Annotated in this window: 20 protein-coding genes; 15 read left to right on the top strand and 5 right to left on the bottom strand. The window is 41.9% G+C overall.

Going from position 1 to position 18758, the window contains the following annotated elements; translation table 11 throughout:
* Window positions 1-27: 27 nt before the first annotated feature.
* Window positions 28-537, bottom strand: a complete 510-nt coding sequence (locus Q9312_RS17330) for a GNAT family N-acetyltransferase (RefSeq protein WP_309202115.1) — start codon at window positions 535-537, stop codon at window positions 28-30.
* A 593-nt stretch (window positions 538-1130) separates the two neighbouring features.
* On the opposite strand from Q9312_RS17330, the gene Q9312_RS17335 reads away from it, so the two are divergent.
* From Q9312_RS17335 to Q9312_RS17370, 8 genes are all read left to right on the top strand, one after another.
* The gene (locus Q9312_RS17335; protein ID WP_309202116.1) at window positions 1131-1496 is read left to right on the top strand and encodes a DUF6249 domain-containing protein; all 366 of its coding nucleotides are present in this window, start codon (window positions 1131-1133) and stop codon (window positions 1494-1496) included.
* Between the two features lie 24 nt (window positions 1497-1520).
* Window positions 1521-2045 carry an RNA polymerase sigma factor gene (locus Q9312_RS17340; protein WP_309202117.1) on the top strand — a complete coding sequence of 175 codons (525 nt, stop codon included), beginning with the start codon at window positions 1521-1523 and terminating at the stop codon, window positions 2043-2045.
* A 29-nt stretch (window positions 2046-2074) separates the two neighbouring features.
* Window positions 2075-2359 carry a hypothetical protein gene (locus Q9312_RS17345; RefSeq protein ID WP_309202118.1) on the top strand — a complete coding sequence of 95 codons (285 nt, stop codon included), beginning with the start codon at window positions 2075-2077 and terminating at the stop codon, window positions 2357-2359.
* Window positions 2360-2588: 229 nt separating this feature from the next.
* Window positions 2589-2930, top strand: coding sequence for a hypothetical protein (locus Q9312_RS17350; RefSeq protein WP_309202119.1), 342 nt, complete (start codon window positions 2589-2591; stop codon window positions 2928-2930).
* A 14-nt stretch (window positions 2931-2944) separates the two neighbouring features.
* Window positions 2945-4714: a TolB family protein gene (locus tag Q9312_RS17355; protein ID WP_309202120.1), complete on the top strand. Its 1770-nt coding sequence runs from the start codon at window positions 2945-2947 to the stop codon at window positions 4712-4714.
* A 178-nt stretch (window positions 4715-4892) separates the two neighbouring features.
* Entirely contained in the window at window positions 4893-5078 is a 186-nt protein-coding gene (locus Q9312_RS17360; protein ID WP_309202121.1) for a hypothetical protein, read from the top strand.
* A 51-nt stretch (window positions 5079-5129) separates the two neighbouring features.
* The gene (locus Q9312_RS17365; RefSeq protein WP_309202122.1) at window positions 5130-5396 is read left to right on the top strand and encodes a hypothetical protein; all 267 of its coding nucleotides are present in this window, start codon (window positions 5130-5132) and stop codon (window positions 5394-5396) included.
* A 193-nt stretch (window positions 5397-5589) separates the two neighbouring features.
* Window positions 5590-6132 (top strand): aminoacyl-tRNA deacylase, encoded by a 543-nt coding sequence (locus Q9312_RS17370; protein WP_309202123.1) that lies wholly within the window; start codon window positions 5590-5592, stop codon window positions 6130-6132.
* On the opposite strand, the gene Q9312_RS17375 is transcribed toward Q9312_RS17370, so the two are convergent.
* The 3 genes from Q9312_RS17375 to Q9312_RS17385 all read right to left on the bottom strand — a co-directional run bounded on the left by Q9312_RS17375 (window position 6129) and on the right by Q9312_RS17385 (window position 9707).
* Window positions 6129-8627, bottom strand: a complete 2499-nt coding sequence (locus Q9312_RS17375; RefSeq protein ID WP_309202124.1) for a DNA polymerase II — start codon at window positions 8625-8627, stop codon at window positions 6129-6131. The two genes, Q9312_RS17370 and Q9312_RS17375, sit on opposite strands and share 4 nt — an antisense overlap.
* 86 nt (window positions 8628-8713) lie before the next feature.
* Complete coding sequence (locus Q9312_RS17380; protein WP_309202125.1) at window positions 8714-9139, bottom strand: hypothetical protein; 426 nt, start codon at window positions 9137-9139, stop codon at window positions 8714-8716.
* A 271-nt stretch (window positions 9140-9410) separates the two neighbouring features.
* Window positions 9411-9707, bottom strand: a complete 297-nt coding sequence (locus Q9312_RS17385; RefSeq protein WP_309202126.1) for a YebG family protein — start codon at window positions 9705-9707, stop codon at window positions 9411-9413.
* A gap of 392 nt (window positions 9708-10099) precedes the next feature.
* Here Q9312_RS17385 and Q9312_RS17390 point away from each other — a divergent pair, with 392 nt between their 5' ends.
* The 6 genes from Q9312_RS17390 to Q9312_RS17415 all read left to right on the top strand — a co-directional run bounded on the left by Q9312_RS17390 (window position 10100) and on the right by Q9312_RS17415 (window position 15657).
* Entirely contained in the window at window positions 10100-11599 is a 1500-nt protein-coding gene (locus Q9312_RS17390) for a S10 family peptidase (RefSeq protein ID WP_309202127.1), read from the top strand.
* Window positions 11600-11605: 6 nt separating this feature from the next.
* Complete coding sequence (locus tag Q9312_RS17395) at window positions 11606-12097, top strand: YbaK/EbsC family protein (protein ID WP_309202128.1); 492 nt, start codon at window positions 11606-11608, stop codon at window positions 12095-12097.
* A 41-nt stretch (window positions 12098-12138) separates the two neighbouring features.
* Complete coding sequence (locus Q9312_RS17400) at window positions 12139-12753, top strand: DUF1415 domain-containing protein (RefSeq protein WP_309202129.1); 615 nt, start codon at window positions 12139-12141, stop codon at window positions 12751-12753.
* A complete protein-coding gene (locus tag Q9312_RS17405; RefSeq protein WP_309202130.1) occupies window positions 12750-13253 on the top strand; it encodes a nuclear transport factor 2 family protein in 504 nt (167 codons plus the stop codon). Before Q9312_RS17400 ends, Q9312_RS17405 begins: the two co-directional genes overlap by 4 nt.
* Before the next feature lie 78 nt (window positions 13254-13331).
* Entirely contained in the window at window positions 13332-14246 is a 915-nt protein-coding gene (locus tag Q9312_RS17410; protein WP_309202131.1) for a recombination-associated protein RdgC, read from the top strand.
* 82 nt (window positions 14247-14328) lie between these two features.
* Window positions 14329-15657, top strand: coding sequence for an ABC transporter substrate-binding protein (locus Q9312_RS17415; RefSeq protein WP_309202132.1), 1329 nt, complete (start codon window positions 14329-14331; stop codon window positions 15655-15657).
* A 95-nt stretch (window positions 15658-15752) separates the two neighbouring features.
* Here Q9312_RS17415 and Q9312_RS17420 read toward each other — a convergent pair whose 3' ends face one another.
* Entirely contained in the window at window positions 15753-18005 is a 2253-nt protein-coding gene (locus Q9312_RS17420; protein ID WP_309202133.1) for a bifunctional diguanylate cyclase/phosphodiesterase, read from the bottom strand.
* 169 nt (window positions 18006-18174) lie between these two features.
* Here Q9312_RS17420 and Q9312_RS17425 point away from each other — a divergent pair, with 169 nt between their 5' ends.
* Entirely contained in the window at window positions 18175-18735 is a 561-nt protein-coding gene (locus Q9312_RS17425) for a hypothetical protein (protein ID WP_309202134.1), read from the top strand.
* The last annotated feature ends 23 nt before the right edge of the window (window positions 18736-18758 follow it).

An 18758-nucleotide genomic window follows, 5' to 3' on the forward strand; every position in this document is an offset into this window, starting at 1 on the left:
TGGTTTTATCCTGCATCAATACCTCGATCAAAGGGCGAGTCGTAAGCGGTAGTCGTCCATGATATAGCCATTGCCAATATCTGCGACAACGGGTCCAGTATTTTCAAAGCCAAGCGCTGTATAAGCAGACAAAGCCACATCGTTGTACTTGTTAACGGTCAGTGTAATGTGTGGCAATCCGTGCTCTTGAGCAATCGACTTCATGAATGTAAGCGCTTGTCGGGCAAGTCCTTGGCCGCGCTCGCTGTCAGAGACATAGAGCTTGCTTAAAAATAACTCATTGCCATCGATACGAAATGCAAAGTAGCCGACTAAGGTGGACTGGCGATAAATTGAGTAGTACTGATAACCTTCATTTTCGATTTGCTGCGTCATTGCCTGCTGGCTTTGAAACTTATCGAGCATGTAATCGACCTGAGCTTGCCCAATAATCGGAGTGTAATGCTGCTGCCAAATATGCTTTGCGAGGGTCTCGATGGCAGCGAGTTCAGATGTTGATTCGGCAGGTTTCATCTGATGTTGGGGTTGATTAAGCATAGATATCTCAAAATACTAGTTGTATAGGTAGTGGTTGTTGTAGTAGTATTGTCTGGTGTTTGGGAAAGACTCCAGACTTTCCAATACACAGTGAGTGAATTGGCTCGATTGCCTGCTCTTTACCTTTGTGATTGGCTCTATTTGTCACTAGATAGCCAAAAAGTCACCTAGGTTCTGTTGTTGGATGATTGATTGTAAAGGAATTTCACTTTACGTACATATGAAATCGGTTGTCGAAATCAGTTTTTGAAAATCAGGGGTTGAAGGTCATTTTTTCGCCTCTCCAGCGGAATGTGATAGAACCGCTAGGCCCAAACCTCGAAACTGGGTATAGCTGACTCAACATTGATGCTGTTTCTATAACCAATTGAATTTTATGTAAATTGAAGGATACGCGAAAAACGTGTCTAGAAACTAGAGACGTCAAAACAGTTAGAGCGGACTGGCAGCTCCCGCCAACGCCCTGAAATCACACTCACCTTAAGCCCGCAGAAGAACAGCTCTCTGACTGCGGGTTTTTTTTATCTTCGGTCATCCAAATGCTCTGTTCACTGTCTCTTTTACAATAACATCAATCAGAGAAAGTGAAGATTATGCAAACAGCAGAAATATTTATTCCAATTACCATGTTCATTATGATGGCAGCGGTTCTAATCGTTTATTTTTACTTTGCTAGGAAGAATAAAGAGGGAATTCAAGAAACCATTCGTCGTTCAATTGAACATGGACAACAGCTAACCCCCGAACTGCTTGAGAAACTCAGTGGAGCGCATTCGCCAAAGGTAAAGGATTTACGTCGCGGCGTCGTTCTATGCGCATTAGGAATTGCAGGCTTTTTTGCCGGCTTTGTGCTGAAAGAACCGGATGCTAGCGAAGTCTTTATGATGCTTTCATTGTTTCCTTTGTTTATCGGTGCTGGGTTCCTGTTGGTTTGGAAGCTCGATCGCTATAATGACTAATATGACGCCAACTCGAGCTATTTTATGAATGACGAGCATTTGATTGCCCGTTCAATAAGCGGTGATGATTCTGCCTTCTCACAGTTAGTGCGGAATCATCAGTCTGCTTTGCGTCAGTTTTTGCGGCGTATTACCGCCGGCGATCATGCGTTAGCCGATGACATCGCGCAGGATAGCTTTATCTTAGCTTTCCAAAAATTAGCGCAGTTTAGAGGTCAAGGGAGTTTTGCTGCTTGGTTGAGAAAGCTAGCCTATCACCGCTTTTTACGAGTGGTCGAAACGGGCGCGCAAAAGTATGAGCAACCTTGCGATGTAAGTTGGCAGAGCCTCGAGACACGAGATGCGGTAGAAGCTGATATCTTGGCTGAAAAATTGATGGCTATGCTGAGTGTTCCGGAGCGGCTCACCATCACTTTAAATTGTAGTGAAGGCCTTAGCCATACCGAGATTGCAGAAATTACCGGGCTGCCATTAGGAACGATAAAGTCTCATATTGCAAAAGCCAAACGCAGGCTAAATGACTTTATTCAGGCAGAAGCCGTTGCTTAGCCTATTGATTTATTTGCGAGGTGTTTAAAATGTTAGAGCAACTTTTGTCTTACCATCAAACATTGGCCGATCATGAGTTTGTTAAACGTTTTCAGCAGCGGCTAGCGTTGCAATCGAAACGTCGAACATTAGTTTTAACTATTTTCGGATTCATCGGAACGATTTGTGCTGTTGTTGGACTGCAAGGTTTCGTCAGCTGGATGCCATCCATTCATTATCTTGAACCGGTCGATTCTGTGATCGTTTGGACGGTATTTGGTTTAACGACGATGAGCTTACTATCACTCGGCCTTGTTCTGGATGAGCAGTCGTAATCGGAAATCTCAGTATTGAGATTGGCTATGGCAATATTTACATCTCATCCGAAGTGTCAAGGTCCATTTCTTCTCGTATATTCCTTATAAATGTTTTAATCTTAAAAATTACTGTTAATTCCGTCGCGCAACAGTGCTAGAATCATCGCTAGTGGTGTATCTCTTTGAAAATAAAAAAAATTATTGATTGTTTGGTATCCAATTTGGAGCCCCGCAGAGAATTCTATTGATGACAGAGCTGCCTTCTTCACATACTGAGAGTAATGATGAGCATGACTTGTTTGACGACTGGAGTGCGCACCCCATTCAAGTCGGCGAGTTTGTTATCGATTTTAATGAAAAAACGGTGACTACCTCATCCGGTGAAGTAAGAAATATAACGCCCAACTCAATTCGACTATTATTATTGCTATTACAAAAATCCAGTTCTTACGTTTCATTAAACGACATTCATAAGTTCATTTATGGCAATCAATATAAAGATGATTCGTCGACACGAAAACAAGTCACCGTTTTAAGAAAATTATTTGACGATACCGATAAAGAAAAAAATACATCGAAAATAAGTTAGGTCATGGGTATCGGTTGATTGCGCCTGTTCAGTTTCTAGATGATGAAGGCGTTTTAGAAGGTTCGAATAAAGATAAATACTTGTGGGCACTCGGCGCTTTTCTAACTGCATCTGTAACGGTTTTTTTAATTGGGTGGTATTGGTTAGAAGATTTTCAAAGCTCGTTACGAGAGTCCGTGCCACAGGTGCAATTTAATTCGGCTACGCCACTTAGTCATTTCAGGGGAATTGAAAATTACCCGTCCATTTCAGATGATCAACGTTGGATGCTGTTTAATCACAAACCGGAAGGTAAAGTGTTTTGGCAAGTCTACGTTCGCGATATGCTGACAGGTGATCTGATCAAGTTAAGCCAAGGAGATCGGTATGAACGCTTGCCTCGTTGGACATCGTTAAATCGCTTTATTTTTTCACGATTTGAAGATCAAAGCTGCTATTTCTACATTGCTGATTTTGATCCAACTAAGCGAGCCGTCAAGAATGAGCGACGTTTAGTTGCCTGTAATACTTTTTCTCAAACTGCCCAAGGGCATTTGTGGAATGACGAACAAGGAATGTATTTTAATCGTGCTAAATCGGTAAATGAGCCTTTTATTATTTATTCTCATTCGTTTACAACAAAAGAAAGTTGGCCAATTGCTTCACCGCCACCGAGTGGCAAAGGAGATTACTATTTTTCAGTGAGTAAAGATGGAATGTCTCTAGCCGTTCTGCGCAATAAGAACTGGTCGCAAACCGAAGTTTGGTTGTACGACACTCGTACTTGGGAAACCCAATTAATAGAAACCATCGATAGTGTTTTACACACCGTTGAATGGGTGGGCAATGAAAAAATAGTCTATAAGAATGACTCGAATGAAGTAATTGAGTTTAACGTTGTTGAAAATTATAAGTCGATCTTAACGAGAGCCGAGACACCTATACTGGCGCCACTTGTGCTGAGTGATGGAAGTCTAGTGTATGCGTCGGGTAGTTATTTCAAAAGTGATTTGCTGAAGCATTCAATTGCTGAAAATTCTGTCAGTAAAGTAGAAAGCTCTTCTTATCAAGATTTTTTGCCCACCGTCTCGCTTGACGGCAAACAACTTGCTTGGGTTAGCAACCGATCGGGTGTCTATCAGATATGGATAAAAGACGAGCAAGGTGGCGTTAAGCAGATTAGTCATCTGAAAAATAACTTGAAGTTTACTGACTTAAGTTTTTCTCCTGATTCGAAATATTTAGGTGGGACCGCCAGCGGACGCTGGTTTATCATTGAAAATAGTAGCCAAGAAATTATTTGGGGCGATCAAGAAAGATACTATAAGAATTTCCAATGGCGACGTGACAGTCAAGAAGCTTTTGTTGCGGTAAAGCATATGGAGCAATGGGAGCAAACCGTGATTAATCTCAAAGGCGAGATAGTGGAGCGTCCTCTATTGCCGAATGACGCGTTTATTGTTCTTGAGGCTCCGAGTGCTGATATTGCTTACGTCGCTAACTTTAAGATCAACGGGTTTTGGCGAGTCACCCATTATCAAGATAATCAAAAAGAGTTCTTCCCGGTTGAGCAGGCCATTAATAAGACTGGACGTTGGAGTGTTACCGACAATGGTCTCTATTTTACCCAGAATGATGCCTTATACTTTTTGCCTCATGACACGAGTGAAGTCACTGTGGTTGACCAAAACTTAAACGGTTCCCGTATTTCAGTGCCAAATCATGGCGAATGGTACATAGGTACTCAAACACTTGAGGGAGAAGTTGATCTGATGATGCTTACCCCAAAAGAGTCAGCTAGATAGCGCTTTCCAGCTCAATTTGTTGCCTCTCGGCAATGTCAATATCTCATTTTTCACGTTAATTGCGCTTAAAATTCACAGCATTCACATCTCAAATCACGTAATTTATTTGTTACCGGGGCTAGGCAGCAACAATACATGCCGCTCTAGTTGTTGTTTTTATTGAAAAAAGGTGTAGCAAATGACAAATATAAATATTTTCTTAATCTTATTAGGGCTAATCAATGGTGATGCAACAGTAACCACTGCAACGGATCAAACCGCCACTGAGGTGCAAGTTTCAACAGGTACTGAAAGCACAGATATTGGTATCGCGGTCACTGAATGTAAAGCGTTTCCTGAGTGTCCACCCGATATGGATAGCTAAGCTATCGGACCAAAAAAGGCAGCGTAATTGAGGGTAGGGTAAGGAAGCCCCATGCCCGCAATAAACTCAGGTGGAGATTTTTGTAATTATTTTGACGAAGTCAGAGGTGTAAAAATGCAAAAAGGCGACATTGTCCAATCTCAAGCAGATGGTATCAAAATGACGGTCTACTCAATGGTTAGTGAGCTTCCTAGCGAACAAGTATGTTCATTGGTTGAGCAAGGCTATGAAGAGAACGATGTACTATGTAAGTGGTTCGTGGGTACGACACTCAAGAAAGACGTATTCCATCAACAGCAGCTGTTAAAAGTTAGTTGATAACCGAATGGTCGCAAAGCTATCGACGAGAACTCAAGTTCTAGAATAAACAATTATTACAGCGAGCACTTTTTAGAGCGAGTGGAAGTATTTGGATGTTTTCTTTGTTGAATTCTCCGAAATTACTTTTTCTTTTAGTCACTATGGATCTACTATTTAAGGTCCGGCAGGTTTTTTACCATGGGAGATAAGAATGAATACACCAACACCGTTTCAATATTTAGAGGCGGAAAACATTCAGTATCAAGTTTTCTATCACCCCCGCGCAGAAACCGCTGCTGAAACTGCCGTCATGGCGCAAATTCCCCAAAATATTTTGGCCAAAGTGGTGGTTGTTGAGCTATCTGATTCATCAATTAACCAAGTAACCAAAGATGCGTTGGTGGTAATTCCTTCTGACTGTAAGGTGTTTCCTGCTGAATTAGCTCGAGCATTGCGATGTGATCAGGTGAGCGTTGCATCCGAGGCTAAAACACGACAATTATTCCCCGATTGTGAAGTGGGAGCTGAGCCTCCTTTTGGTAATCTGTATGGCATAGAAGTGTATTTAGCTCGAGAACTGTTTGAACGTTTTGAAATTACGTTTAAAGGAGGAACTCACGAACAATTGATTCGAATGAATACCATCGACTTTTGCAATCACACGCAAACCCAGCTTCTCGACCGAGGGTATGGAAAAGTAGAACTTGATATTCCATTTACAGAACAAATTACCAAGCCTTGGCGTTGGATTTAAAACAGCGATTTTTGGGGGGTGATCAGCTCATCAAAGCTTTTTTGGTAGAACTGTAATAGGCTATCGGCAATGGGTTTAATTTGTCGCTCAACATACAGCTGGTAGTCTAGTGGACTTCGATGGGTTAATGTCGATTCAGGACCATTTAATGTGAGAAGATACTCGACCCAAGCGCCTTTCCGGTATACCTTTGCAAGCTCTGGATCTTCTGATACTGCTTTTTTCGCGGCTTGAACTTGAGGCGGAATATTGCGCTCATATTCATGAAGGTGGCGACGCAGTCTTTTCCGGTAGGTTAACTTCTCATCGAGTTTCCCTGCATGAATATCTTGAACTGTCGTTTCGATAAAAGAATGATACTCTTCATCAAAAAATACCCGTCGATAAAGCTCCTGTTGAAACTCTCTTGCGGCAAGAGTCCAGTCTGTGCGTACAGATTCCAAACCTTTAAACACCAGTTTGGGTTGACCTTGGTTAAAGCTAAGTCCTGCGTAACGTTTTTTTGAACCTTTCTCAGAGCCGCGAATTGTTGGCATAATGAAGCGCGTAAAATGAGTTTCAAACTCAAGCTCTAAAAAACTATTAATATGGTAATGATCGAAGAGGTGTTGTTGCCACCATTTATTCAACTCTTGAACCAATGCTTTACCCATTTGCTCAATAGTCTTTGTTGCTAAGTTTTTGTGATAGCCCTTCAACCAAACAAAGACCGAGTCGGTATCTCCGTAAATAACTTGGTAGCCTTTGGATTCAATCAATTCTTTCGTCTTATAAAGTATTTGATGACCTCTTAGCGTTATCGAACTGGGTAGGCGAAAATCAAAAAAACGACATCCAGGTGTTCCAAGTACTCCATAGAATGAGTTCATCAATATCTTTATGGCTTGCGACATAGCAAGATTGTTATTCTTTTTAGCCTTGTCTCTGGCATCCCATAGTTGCTCTATTAGTTTGGGAAGTATTGCATGAGACTTGCTAAATACTGCACCATTAAATCCTGGAACGAGCGAATCTGATTCCCCAATGTCAGTTTCTAATTGATCTTTAATCGCTTCCACTGGATTAATCGACAGACCCTCAACAAGTGCTAAAGGATCGATCTTAAACGTACGAATGATACTGGGGTACAGACTTTTAAAGTCGAGAACCAACACATGATAATAAACGCCAGGTTGAGAGTCCATGACGTATCCTCCTGGGCTTCCAACATTTTCTGGAGTCTCGGGAATGTTGGGAGCGACGTAACCTTGGCGATGTAAAAGCGGTAAATATCGATTATCAAAAGCTGCGACTGAGCCACCAAACCGGTCGATATTAAGACCCGTTAAAAAGGATCGCTCTATGGAGAAGTCTAGTAATTTGCAGTGCTGAAATATATCGATCACCAGCTGGCAATCCACCAAATTATAATCGGCCAATAGAGGTTTGTTATTACGAAAATTCTCTTGTATGTCTTCTCCTCGAGCAGCGCCTTGCAGTAGTTTACTTTTTCCGAGTAGTTTTTCTGAGACAAAATTTAATGAAAAGCTATCGAAAGTGTAAGTCGCCGATTTGAGTGTTTCGATGCCATCAAGAATCACTCGTCCAGAGAGATTAATAAGGTAGTGAGTGGGATTATCAAGCGCTGTACGCCAACGAGGTACGCTGTCTTCTCGACCAATTGAAAAGTGTATTTGATATTGGTCAAACTTTTTTTGTAAAAAGCGTAAGTCAAAATTGACAACATTCCATCCAACGATGACATCAGGGTCAAGCTCTCGTAGTGTCTCTAAAAACGCTTTTAGTAGATTGGTTTCGTTAGTGAAGTAGGTTAAGTAATCTCTTTCAGGTGATTGGACTTGCTGATTAATCATGTAAACTTTTTGAACCGTCAAGTCATCGTAGATTGAGGGTTTAAATACCATGCCGATCGAGTAGAGATCTTTACCATTCATTGATGTTTCAATGTCCAGTGAAAGTATCGATAAGCAAGGTTGATAACTCGCCTGCTTTATTGGTGGATTCAATAGTGCTTCAGCAATGGGTTTTGATAAATCAGATTGTGATAAATCAGGTTTTGATTCGTCAGTTATAGAGCCATCAGACGTTAACTCATTACGCTCCGAGACCTGAACTCCAGCAGTGATAAATCTTTCCATCAGAAAGCGATCTTGTGGCGCTATATCCGCTTCTAAAGGTGATAATCCAATGTCTTTAAGCATTGAACGAGCTTGATAAAATGTCTTTTGATTTTTGAAGTAATAAGCAACGACTGGATTTTGTTGAAAGTCTTTAAGGGTTATTTCTTTTGTGTACCAATGCTTGAGTGAAAGTCTTTGTTGTAGGCAATTAAGCGCTTGCTGATGTTGAGCCTTGGGTATAAAAAAAACGGAAGACTGGTGAGTGAATAATAGTTTTTTAGGTCCGTTCTGAGTTTTCAACCAATACTCGAAACAAAGTCCTGACTTGTCAGAGTCAAACCAATGCTTTGTTAAAATAAAACCAATGTTTGGCATGTATTTGTTAGAGGTGAGTCGCGGTCAAATGTATTAGACATTTATTTTAACACTAAGCGGCTCGACTTTTGATGAGAAAAAGGGAATTAATAGTCTTTCTCAGAAATAACCTTATAGATTTTAACTTTTCCACGACGCTCTGTTCCCGGAATTGACCAAGAACCAAGCATCATAGTTTCATCTTGTTGTATGACAAGTTCATATTTTACGGTGTGAGTCTGTCCAGCACTGCCGTCGTAAGTTTTATCAAACCAAACGCGTTTACCATCGGTTTTTCCTTTGATTTTCGCGATCAGAGCGGCTTCTTGGCCGTCGCCAAAATATCGTGGTTCAAGTGCTTTTCCGGTGAAACTATTGGTTTCTTGTTCAAATACGATTGAAAAGTCAAAGGCGCCTTCTTCACCACTTGTGGGACGGTCGTAGTAGTAGCTACCGAGCCATAGCCCGTCTAAATTGGCCGCGAAAGCGTTTCCAATTAAGCAGCAAAGTATTAGTCCAAGTTTACGCATCATTCCCCTTTACCACCCTCGATCACTGAAGGTTGCCGTTCTTAGAAGATAAAGTTATTTATGAAAAAAATCAATTTTAATAGGGGAATTATTCGTTTCAAAACGTATATGCTGTATTGAAAATGGGGATGCAATTAACTGAACTAAGGTGAGGCCGTTAGGTTTTATCTCTAATTTTTAACCGGTGAAATAACGCTAGAGAGCTCGTTGCTGTCGATAAATTTAAACTCAGAAATTAATCTCTCACTCTACTAGCGCTTTTCTGTTCAATTCGCTATTCGTTAGCTGCAATCGGAGTCACTTTATCATTGTGCTCGGCTGCGTCGTCTTCATCCATTAACAAAGCCTCTGGTTTGCCTTTTAGAGCTTTACTTAATAAGTCTTTGTTTTCAGCAAATAGCATGCCTATGGCTTCAACTTGTTGTTCATTTAATCCTTCGATTTTTGTTTCAATCCAAGCGCTTACATTTTCTGCAAGCTCAAGCATTTTATCGTACTGATCAGCTTCTTTTTTATCGGTAAAAGTTTTTGATTGATCGCGATCTGACATAAATAAAGTCACCACTGCCATATTGGGTATCTCCAATAATTATTCGAATTATTTGCTCTATTGCTACATTTAGCTCAATTGCTACATAAGAGATTGTTCTTGCGAGCGCCGGTTCTTTATTCTCACTGAGGTTTCACTCGAGAAGAACTGGCGTCGTATCGATTTTTAGAACTTGAACTCCTAGTATTGCGCGCTGAATGCATCTTATTATCAAGCACTCATTAACTAGCACTCAAATGACCCGGGCTAATGCACGAGTATTGAGTTGTTTTACCGTCAACGCGTAAATACTACTTAAATAAGTAGTTTTGTGCAAGTCGCATTTTGTTAATCTTTTCTCATCGTGCAAAGAGCAGTTAACCGGCGTATCTGTGTTAGTATCTCAAAGTTTGAAGTAAATTTAGGGCTAGCAAATGAATATAATATATCGCTCACTCCTCATTATGGGCGCATTGATTGCGTCGACGATGGCTGCACAGGCCGACGACAAAGGCATTCAAGATCCGTTTCCTGAAGAAGTTACTAAAGTCACCGAGCATTCAATCAAAATTGCTGGTGAACGCATCAAGTACACCGCTACCGCAGGCACCTCTTTCGTCTTTAATAAGCAACAGGAAAAAATCGGCAACATCTTTTATGTGGCTTATACCAAGAAAGATGCCGAGCGCAACCGCCCCATAACCTTTGCTTACAATGGTGGGCCGGGGTCAGCTTCGGTTTGGTTACACATGGGGACGTTTGGCCCTAAAAGGGTGTTGATGGATAAAGAAGGGTTTATGCCTAAACCGCCTTATCAAGCGGTTGATAACGCTTACTCTTTGCTCGATGAAACGGACATCGTATTTATTGATCCCGTCGGGACTGGCTATAGTCGGCCAGGTGGCAAAGGAACCTACCAAGACTTTCATGGTACTTGGGAAGATATTCGCAGTGTCTCAGAGTTCATTCGTTTGTATTTAACCCGAAACGATCGTTGGAGTTCTCCAAAGTATCTTGCCGGTGAGAGCTATGGAACCTTGCGCTCAGCGGGAATTGCGTACCATATGGGGCAAAATCTAGGGGTTAACTTTAATGGCATTATATTGATTTCTAGCGTTTTGAATAGCACCCTAGATGAGTTTGATGCAGGAGTGAACATTCAAGCTCCCATCACGCTGCTGCCAACTTACACAGCGACCGCGTTTTACCATAAAAAGCTCGATGGACAATTTGATTCCGTTCAAGCGGCAATAGCAGAAGCTAAGCGCTTTGCTATGAATGAGTATGCTTTAGCACTACTTCAGGGCGATCAGCTTGCCGATAGTCAGAAGCAACAAATTGCAGAAAAGTTGTCGCAATTAACAGGGTTAAGTAAAGAACTCATTCTTCTCAATAATCTAATCATCGACATGTCGACCTTTGTACATCAGTTGCGTCGCGATGAGGGCTTAACCATTGGTCGTTTAGACAGTCGATTTGTAACCGAAGAAGTCGACGCCATGAAGCAAGCAGGGTATCGAGATCCTAGTTATATGGCGATTCATGGACCCTACACTGAAACCTTAATGGACTATCTCAATACTGAACTCAAATTTAAGTCGGACCTGGTCTATTATATTCTTGGTGGATTGATTCAGTCTTGGAATACCAGTGAGTTTGCTCGCGACTCTTTTGATATGAGCCGCAAGTTGCGCCATGCGATGTTAAGAAATCCAGATATGAAGGTGTTTGTTGCGAATGGCTACTACGATATGGCAACGCCCTTTTTCTCAACAGAATACAACTTTTCACATATGGGGCTTCCAAAGTCTTTACGTGGCAATATTATGATGACTTACTATGAATCTGGTCATATGATGTATGTAAGAGAAGCTGACTTAATTAAGCTTAAGCAAGATATGCGAGAGTTTTTTAAGTTTTCAACCAATCGGTAGTTATCGATGAAATCTGCGATCGCCGATTTCCTTGCGCAGCATGCCATTGATTATAAAGTCTATCGTCATGCTCCGCTTAATGATTGCTCGGAAGCGGAGCGTCTGGGGATCCGGCGAAGTGGTCGGCAATTAAAAAACCTTTTTTTAACGGATAACTATCGCCGACGGCATTTTTTATTGTTGACCTGCCCAAGTCAGCAGGTTGACTTAAAACAATTGTCTAAGCAATTGCAGGTGTCTCGTTTAGGGTTTGCCTCGGCGCGAAGGTTAAAGCAATACCTTGGGGTAGAACCTGGGCATGTCAGTTTTTTGAGTTTGCTCTGGCCTGAAGCGGCGCAGGTAGAGCTGCTTATTGATGCTGAAATTTGGCAGTCTGAGCTGCTCCAGGCTCATCCTGCCGATAATAAGGAAACTTGGGTGTTGTCGCGTAAAAGTGTGGAGAAAATTTTTGCCTTGACTCACCACACTCCGCAAATAATTTCGGTTCCTGAATGCTAACTAGCAATACGATGGCTTTCATACAAAACCAGAGTCAATGAGTGTCCAATAAGTTTATGGTTAATAAAGATGTTTCTAATAAAGCGATAAAAGCGATTGAGCTTTGGGTGAAGGAGATTGTGGTCGACCATCGATTTTGTCCCTTTGCAAAACTTCCCTTCGAGCAACAGCGCATTGCCTACAGAGTCGCTAATATTGCCAGTCGAATGGATATCGATTCTTCATTGGTTTTGGCTCTGAGCGAACTTGATGAGTGCATTGGCGAATTACAAAATCAGCAAGCCATCGATACGACCTTATTAATTTTTCCTGATAGCTTTTTTGATTTTGAACAGTTTCTAATTCTGCTCGATTATTCAGAAGAGTTTTTAGAGGCGTCTAATTTAACGGAAGAGTTTCAATTGGCGCATTTCCATCCAGATTACTGTTTTGCCGGAGTGGATAGCGATGCAGCAGAAAATTTTACCAATCGCGCACCTTTCCCAGTCCTTCATTTGTTACGTCAATCCAGTGTATCTGCAGGATTAGACTCGATCAGTAGTCCTGAAAGTATTCCTGATAGAAACATACGATATGCAAATGCTAAAGGTAGTGAGTTTTGGCAACAAGCACTATCGAAAATTAACGAAAAAGTAAATGAAGAAGGCGGCTTATGATCATTAAGAATCATCCAATTTTTGCTACTTGGTTGCTCTGGCTCGGGTCATTTTTAAGTAGTAACCTATGGGCTGAGCAGTGTAATACCTCAGTGGATGATACTCTTGACCAGCTGCATCGCGCGGCTGCACAGGCTGAAGGCGAGGTTTACTTTCAGTTGTTTACGGCAGATGCTTATTACATTGGTACTGATGCTAATGAAACCTGGACGTTGAAAGAGTTTAAACAATTTGCCAAACCTTATTTCGACAATGGGCGTGGATGGCTTTATGAAGTTAAGCAAAGACATGTCACGCTGCATGACAAAAAAGGCACTGCGTGGTTTGTCGAACTTTTGAACAATGATAAATATGGAACAAGTCGAGGAAGTGGTGTTTTGTTAAAAGAACAAGGTTGTTGGAAAATTGCACAATACCATCTCGCGTTTCCAATTCCCAACGCGATTGCCGCAGAGCTCACGGCTAAGATTAAAGCCTATGAGAAAAAAAATGAGCATTAGTCCAACCGATGACTCGTATTTAATTACAACGATTGGCATAATGTCGCCCCGTGCAAAAAGCAGCAGTTTGGTTAATTTATGTGGTTTCGAAATTTACACTTCTATCAATTTGTCGATCCAGTCGCTATTACTGAAGAGACATTACTCGAAAAGTTAGAACCTCAGCGTTTTCAGCCGTGTGGTCGACAAGCTAAAGAGGCTGTGGGTTGGGTTTCTCCTTTGCACAGAAACCAAGAGACCCTGGTTTATACTGCGAATGGTTGCTTATTATTTTGCATGCGCCGAGAACAGAAGGTGATTCCGCCAAGCACCGTTAATGAAGCGTTAGAGGAGCGAATCGAGCAAGTCGAGCTGGAACAAGGGCGACAAGTGTTTCGTAAGGAACGCCAGCAGTTTAAAGAAGACATTATGGCTCTTCTGATGCCTCAAGCATTCACTCGAGCGACTCATATTCATGGGTATATTGACACTCGAAACGGGTTTTTGGTGGTAAATGCTGGTAGTCATGCAATCGCGGATACCTTTATAAGTTTACTGATTGATTCTTTGGGTGTTTTAGGCGCGGTTAAACTGACTGCGACCGAAAACCCCGCGCAAGTTATGAACCGCTGGCTGGTTGATGGTTTGCCTGAATTCTTCTCTCCATCAGGGGAATATGAACTAAAAGATCCCGTTGATGAACGGATAGCTCGTTTTAAGAATAACGAGTCGGATTTTCAGGTCATTCAAGACTTAATTGCTGATGGGTTTTGGGTCAGCAAGTTGGGGCTTCAGTTTCAAGAACAGCTCAAGTGTACGCTGCATGATGACTTACAGTTGAAAGGTGTTAAGTTCTCAGAGCAGTTACTCAATCAGAATGACGAGATGGAGATTGAAGATGCTGCTGCTAAGTTTGACGCCGATTTTGTTCTGATGAGCGAAAGCCTAGCTGAGCTGTACGAAGCCATTGTCAGCCTTTTTGTAACGGCTGAAGAGCCCGGTGTGAACCAATAAATCCGTTGTCCGAGCAGTTGAGTTTGCACTCACTGCTTTTTCGTACAATACTTAGGCCATAAGTGTTTAATAATAGTGACTTATGCGCCTAGTACTTGTGTCAATATGCTGCTTCTTTTGGTCGTATGGACTGCTTGCCCAAGAGCAAGATGAATTACAGTCACTGTCGATCAAAGAGCTGATGAATATTCCTCTAGACCGGGATAATCACCGTGATGTGGACCGCATTTCTCAACCCGATAATAATAAGATATCAGAAGTAACGGAGCACTTTGGGATTATTGCGCCGATCAGTATGTTTCCGGTGTATTCTGCAGAAATTATAGCCGCGGCTGATCTTGCGACTCAATACGTTAATGAAAATGGTGGCGTTAATGGGCGACGTCTCGTGGTATTGCGAGCTGACGATGTCGAAAATACCGATGTGTCGGCTCAGCTAGCCGAAAAACTCGTCGATGACTATCGAACGTCAGCGATTATTGGCCCGGCAACTTCCAACAGCGTCGAAGACGTTTTGCGTAAAGTCACGATTCCGAAGCGTATTCCTCTTATCACTCAGGCGGCTTCTGCGGTTGAGCTGACTAAAATCTCGGACAAACAATTGTTTTGGCGAATGGTTGCTAATAACGATCGTCAGGTTGAGTTAATCCATGAGTTTTTAACCAAAACAAAAAGACACAAAAAAATATTTATGATTGCTGGGCGTGATCTCTATAGTGAAGAACTGCTCGCGCGCTTGCAGAGTCGAATGACGTCAAGTGAAGACACATGGCTAAAACACATGAGTTTAAGCCACTTAGTCTACTTGGATGGAATGAACTTGAAAGAAGAAATCGAGCGTATTCAATCGTTGGGTGCTACCGCAATTGTTATCACTCTGCCAACGGCTCAAATGAATGCTATTTTGAGAAAGGTTCAGTTGCATTGGAAAGGTGAACTTCCGATGATACTAGCCGCTGATACGGTTAAACCGAAATACATTCGCGATGCGAATTTGGGTAAAATCACGCAATGTATTTTTACTTATGTCGCTTCACCCACAGCACTTGATCCCGCTCTAAGTGAGCCAATTAAAGCATTATTGAATCGAGACTCAGCGGGTTTTGATGCGGCTTATGTTTATGATGCAATTATCTTACTTGCCATGAGCAAAACTATAGAGGAAGAGTACAAGATCCCGTTTAAACAGGCGATGAACAGTTTAGCGTCGAATGGATTTCCAATTACTTATCGTGACTTCGCGAAGATAAAGACACTTTATAAAAAACATAAAAACTTCAGCTATTCGGGGTTTAGTGGACGCATTCAGTTTGACTCGTTGGGTGAGAATGTTGCGGCAAAAATGACGCTTTATCCAATCGCTGATGATGAAGAAAATCGATTACCTTGTAGCTTGCCACAAGGTAATTGAAGCTAACTTATTCTTCAATTGATTGCGTTTGTTTCATGGTTGATTTTTTTAAAGTCTGATCTTGTTTCACGTTCAAGAGTACATCGTGGTGAGTTCTAAGACTCTAAATTATTCCTTATCCACTCAATGAGTTTGCTTTTTTCCATTGGTTTTGCGAACAGAAATCCTTGAATGGCGCTAACGTAGCGCTGCTTTAATTGATGATATTGCTCTTCAGACTCTACGCCTTCTGCAATGACTTTTATGCCTAAATTAAACGCCAAAGAAATAATGGCATTAATGACCGCTTTGCCAGATTTAGAGACGAGCATTTTATCGGTAAAACTTTTGTCAATTTTTAACTCATCAATGGGAAATGCATGAAGGTAATTTAAAGACGAATAGCCTGTACCAAAATCGTCGATAGATAGCCTAAACCCAATCGACTTCAATACATTCATTTGTTGAATGGTATCTTCGATATCGTGCACCAACATCGACTCTGTTACTTCTAATTTAAATCGATTTGCCGGAAGCTGAAAGCGGTTGAGTGCTTCGATGAGTGTTTCTTTAAAACGAGGGGATTTAAACTCGACGGCACTAATGTTCACTGCTATCGTGAATTTTTCATCGGCTAAGCCTAAATGAAGTAGCTCGTTCATCAACTGGCACGCGTCTGCAAATACGCATTGTTCAATCTGCGTAATCAGCCCATATTGCTCGGCTACCGGTAAAAAGTGTAAGGGCGGTATAATGCCTTTTTCAGGGTGTATCCAGCGAAGTAATGCTTCGACGCCAATGATTTTTTCGTTCATATCTAACTGGGGTTGAAAGAATGCGGTGAATTGTCCTTCAGCTAATGCATTAATAATGTCTTTCTCGAGATCAAGTTGCTGATCGATAATTTTTTGTAAGAAGGGGTCGAAAAAGGAAAACTGGTGCCGACCTTGCTTCTTGCTTAAATACATGGCTGCATCGGCTTGTTTTAAAACATCATCACTCTTTTCGACCTTCTCAGAGATCACTGAAATACCAATACTGGCGCCGAGTTGGTATTCGGATTGTTCGGTCGGTACGGGGTAATGAAACGCATCGAGTATTTTTTTTGCAACGACCGTTGCTTCTTCGCTGATTTCTTCTGCAGAAGGAGCCGTATGTTCAAGCAGTACGACAAACTCGTCACCACCAATGCGAGCCAATGTGTCGGTTGAGCGAAATAGCGGCTGCAACCGTTGAGTGACATTGATGAGTAAGGAGTCACCCTCAGAGTGCCCTAGCGAGTCATTAATACGCTTAAAGTTATCGAGGTCAATATAGAGCAGAGCGGAGTATTGCTTTAATCGTCGCACTCGGTCGAGCACAACGTTCAAACGATCGATCAGCATTCGACGGTTCGGCAGTTCGGTTAACGGGTCATAAAAGGCTAACTTTTCGATGGCTGTTTCGGCGTTTTTCTTTTCAGTAATATCTCTGACCAAGAAAACGACATGGCGAAGTTGCGGACGCTCTGCATCAAAGTATTTTAATTCGGTAACGCGACCTTCGAAAATGCGTTTACCAGCGGGCACTTCTAGTTCGTACTCGATTTGATGTTCTCGTTTAAGCGTTAATACTTTATCGATTGCGGTGCTAACCAGTGCCGCTAGTTCAGCGGGCAATACGTCAGAGACATTCTTTCCAATAAATTGCTCTTTTGAAACATACAGTAAATTTTGGTCGCCGCCGAACAGCTCGATGTAACGCCCAGTCTCATCAATTACAAAGGCCAAGTCGGGGAGAACCGAAGTGAAGGCTCGCAATTGTTCATTGGATTGATTGAGTTTCGATATTAGCCAACTGATTTCTTGGTTTGCGTAATGTCGTTCGATGGCAAGCTTTGATAAATCGGTAAAGCTCTCAATGTACTCGAGCTCTTCTTCAGAAGGGCTTCGTATTTCTTCGTAATAGATTGCAAAGCTACCTAAAACCTTATTTTTATAGTCGATAATGGGATTCGACCAGCAAGCTTGTAGGTTGAACTTTTCAGAAATTGATAGATAATCTTGCCACATTCGACTGTTTTTAATGTCTTCGACAATCACCAGTTCTTTCTTGTACATTGCGGTTCCGCAGGAACCCGTGTTAGGACCAATTTTTAATCCTTGAATGGCGTCTAGGTAGTCTTTAGACAAACTCGGGGCGACACCGCCTTCGATGCAGTTTTGATCATTAAGCAGATTGATTGAACAGTGCGCTTTGGAGTCGTTTAAAACTACCTCAAGCATTTCGCAGATGCGAAAAAGCACGTCGTCGAGAGGACACCCAGTGACGATCATTTTTAAGACGTCTTGTTGCGCACTTAGAAGTTTTTTTATGTCACTGATTTTCAATGTTATGGCCTACCAATCGAGGTCACTTGTCAAAGCGAGGATGTTCGCTTTGCATTCCATTCTTTGGATTGCTCCAATCCCTTAGTTAAAACGTAGTATTTAAGCATGTTTCTGTCAAAAAAATTCCGTAAAAATAAACAGTTAAGAAATCTCAAGGAGATAGCAAACGATGCCTTTTTTATTCCTATCAAACGTTAGAATTCGATGGATGCTAATCACACTGTTTGGCGTGATGTTGAGTGGGTGCGGTCAAACTATCGCAAATAAGAATGTTCAGGGGTTGGCCTTTCCAGCCGTCAAAGGTTCAAGTCTAAGCGGAGTTGAGCATCAACTACCTGGCGACTTCTTGGGTCAGAAAACGATTTACTTAATCGGTTATGTTCAGAACGCTCAATTTGATATCGATCGCTGGCTGATCGGTATGGATATGAAGAGAGTCACGACAAAGGCGTACGAGCTGCCGACCATTGCCGGTATGGTACCGCAATTTTTCTCGACTCAAATCGACCAAGGCATGCGGCAGGGTATTCCCAAAGAGCTTTGGGGTGGTGTGATTACTATTTATGATGATGGTGAAATAGTGCAAGAGTTTACTGGCAATAGTGCACCAAATAATGCCAGAGTCATGGTCATCGATGAGCAGGGTAAGGTCATCTTTTTTCATGATCGAGGGTTTTCTGTTGCAGCATTGAATGAAATGATCGCTGCCATAGGTACGGCTGAACCCTAGGCTCAGGGAACATAATAGGCCAG

The sequence above is a fragment of the Pleionea litopenaei genome (assembly GCF_031198435.1).
GTDB classification, from domain to species: Bacteria; Pseudomonadota; Gammaproteobacteria; order Enterobacterales; family Kangiellaceae; genus Pleionea; species Pleionea litopenaei.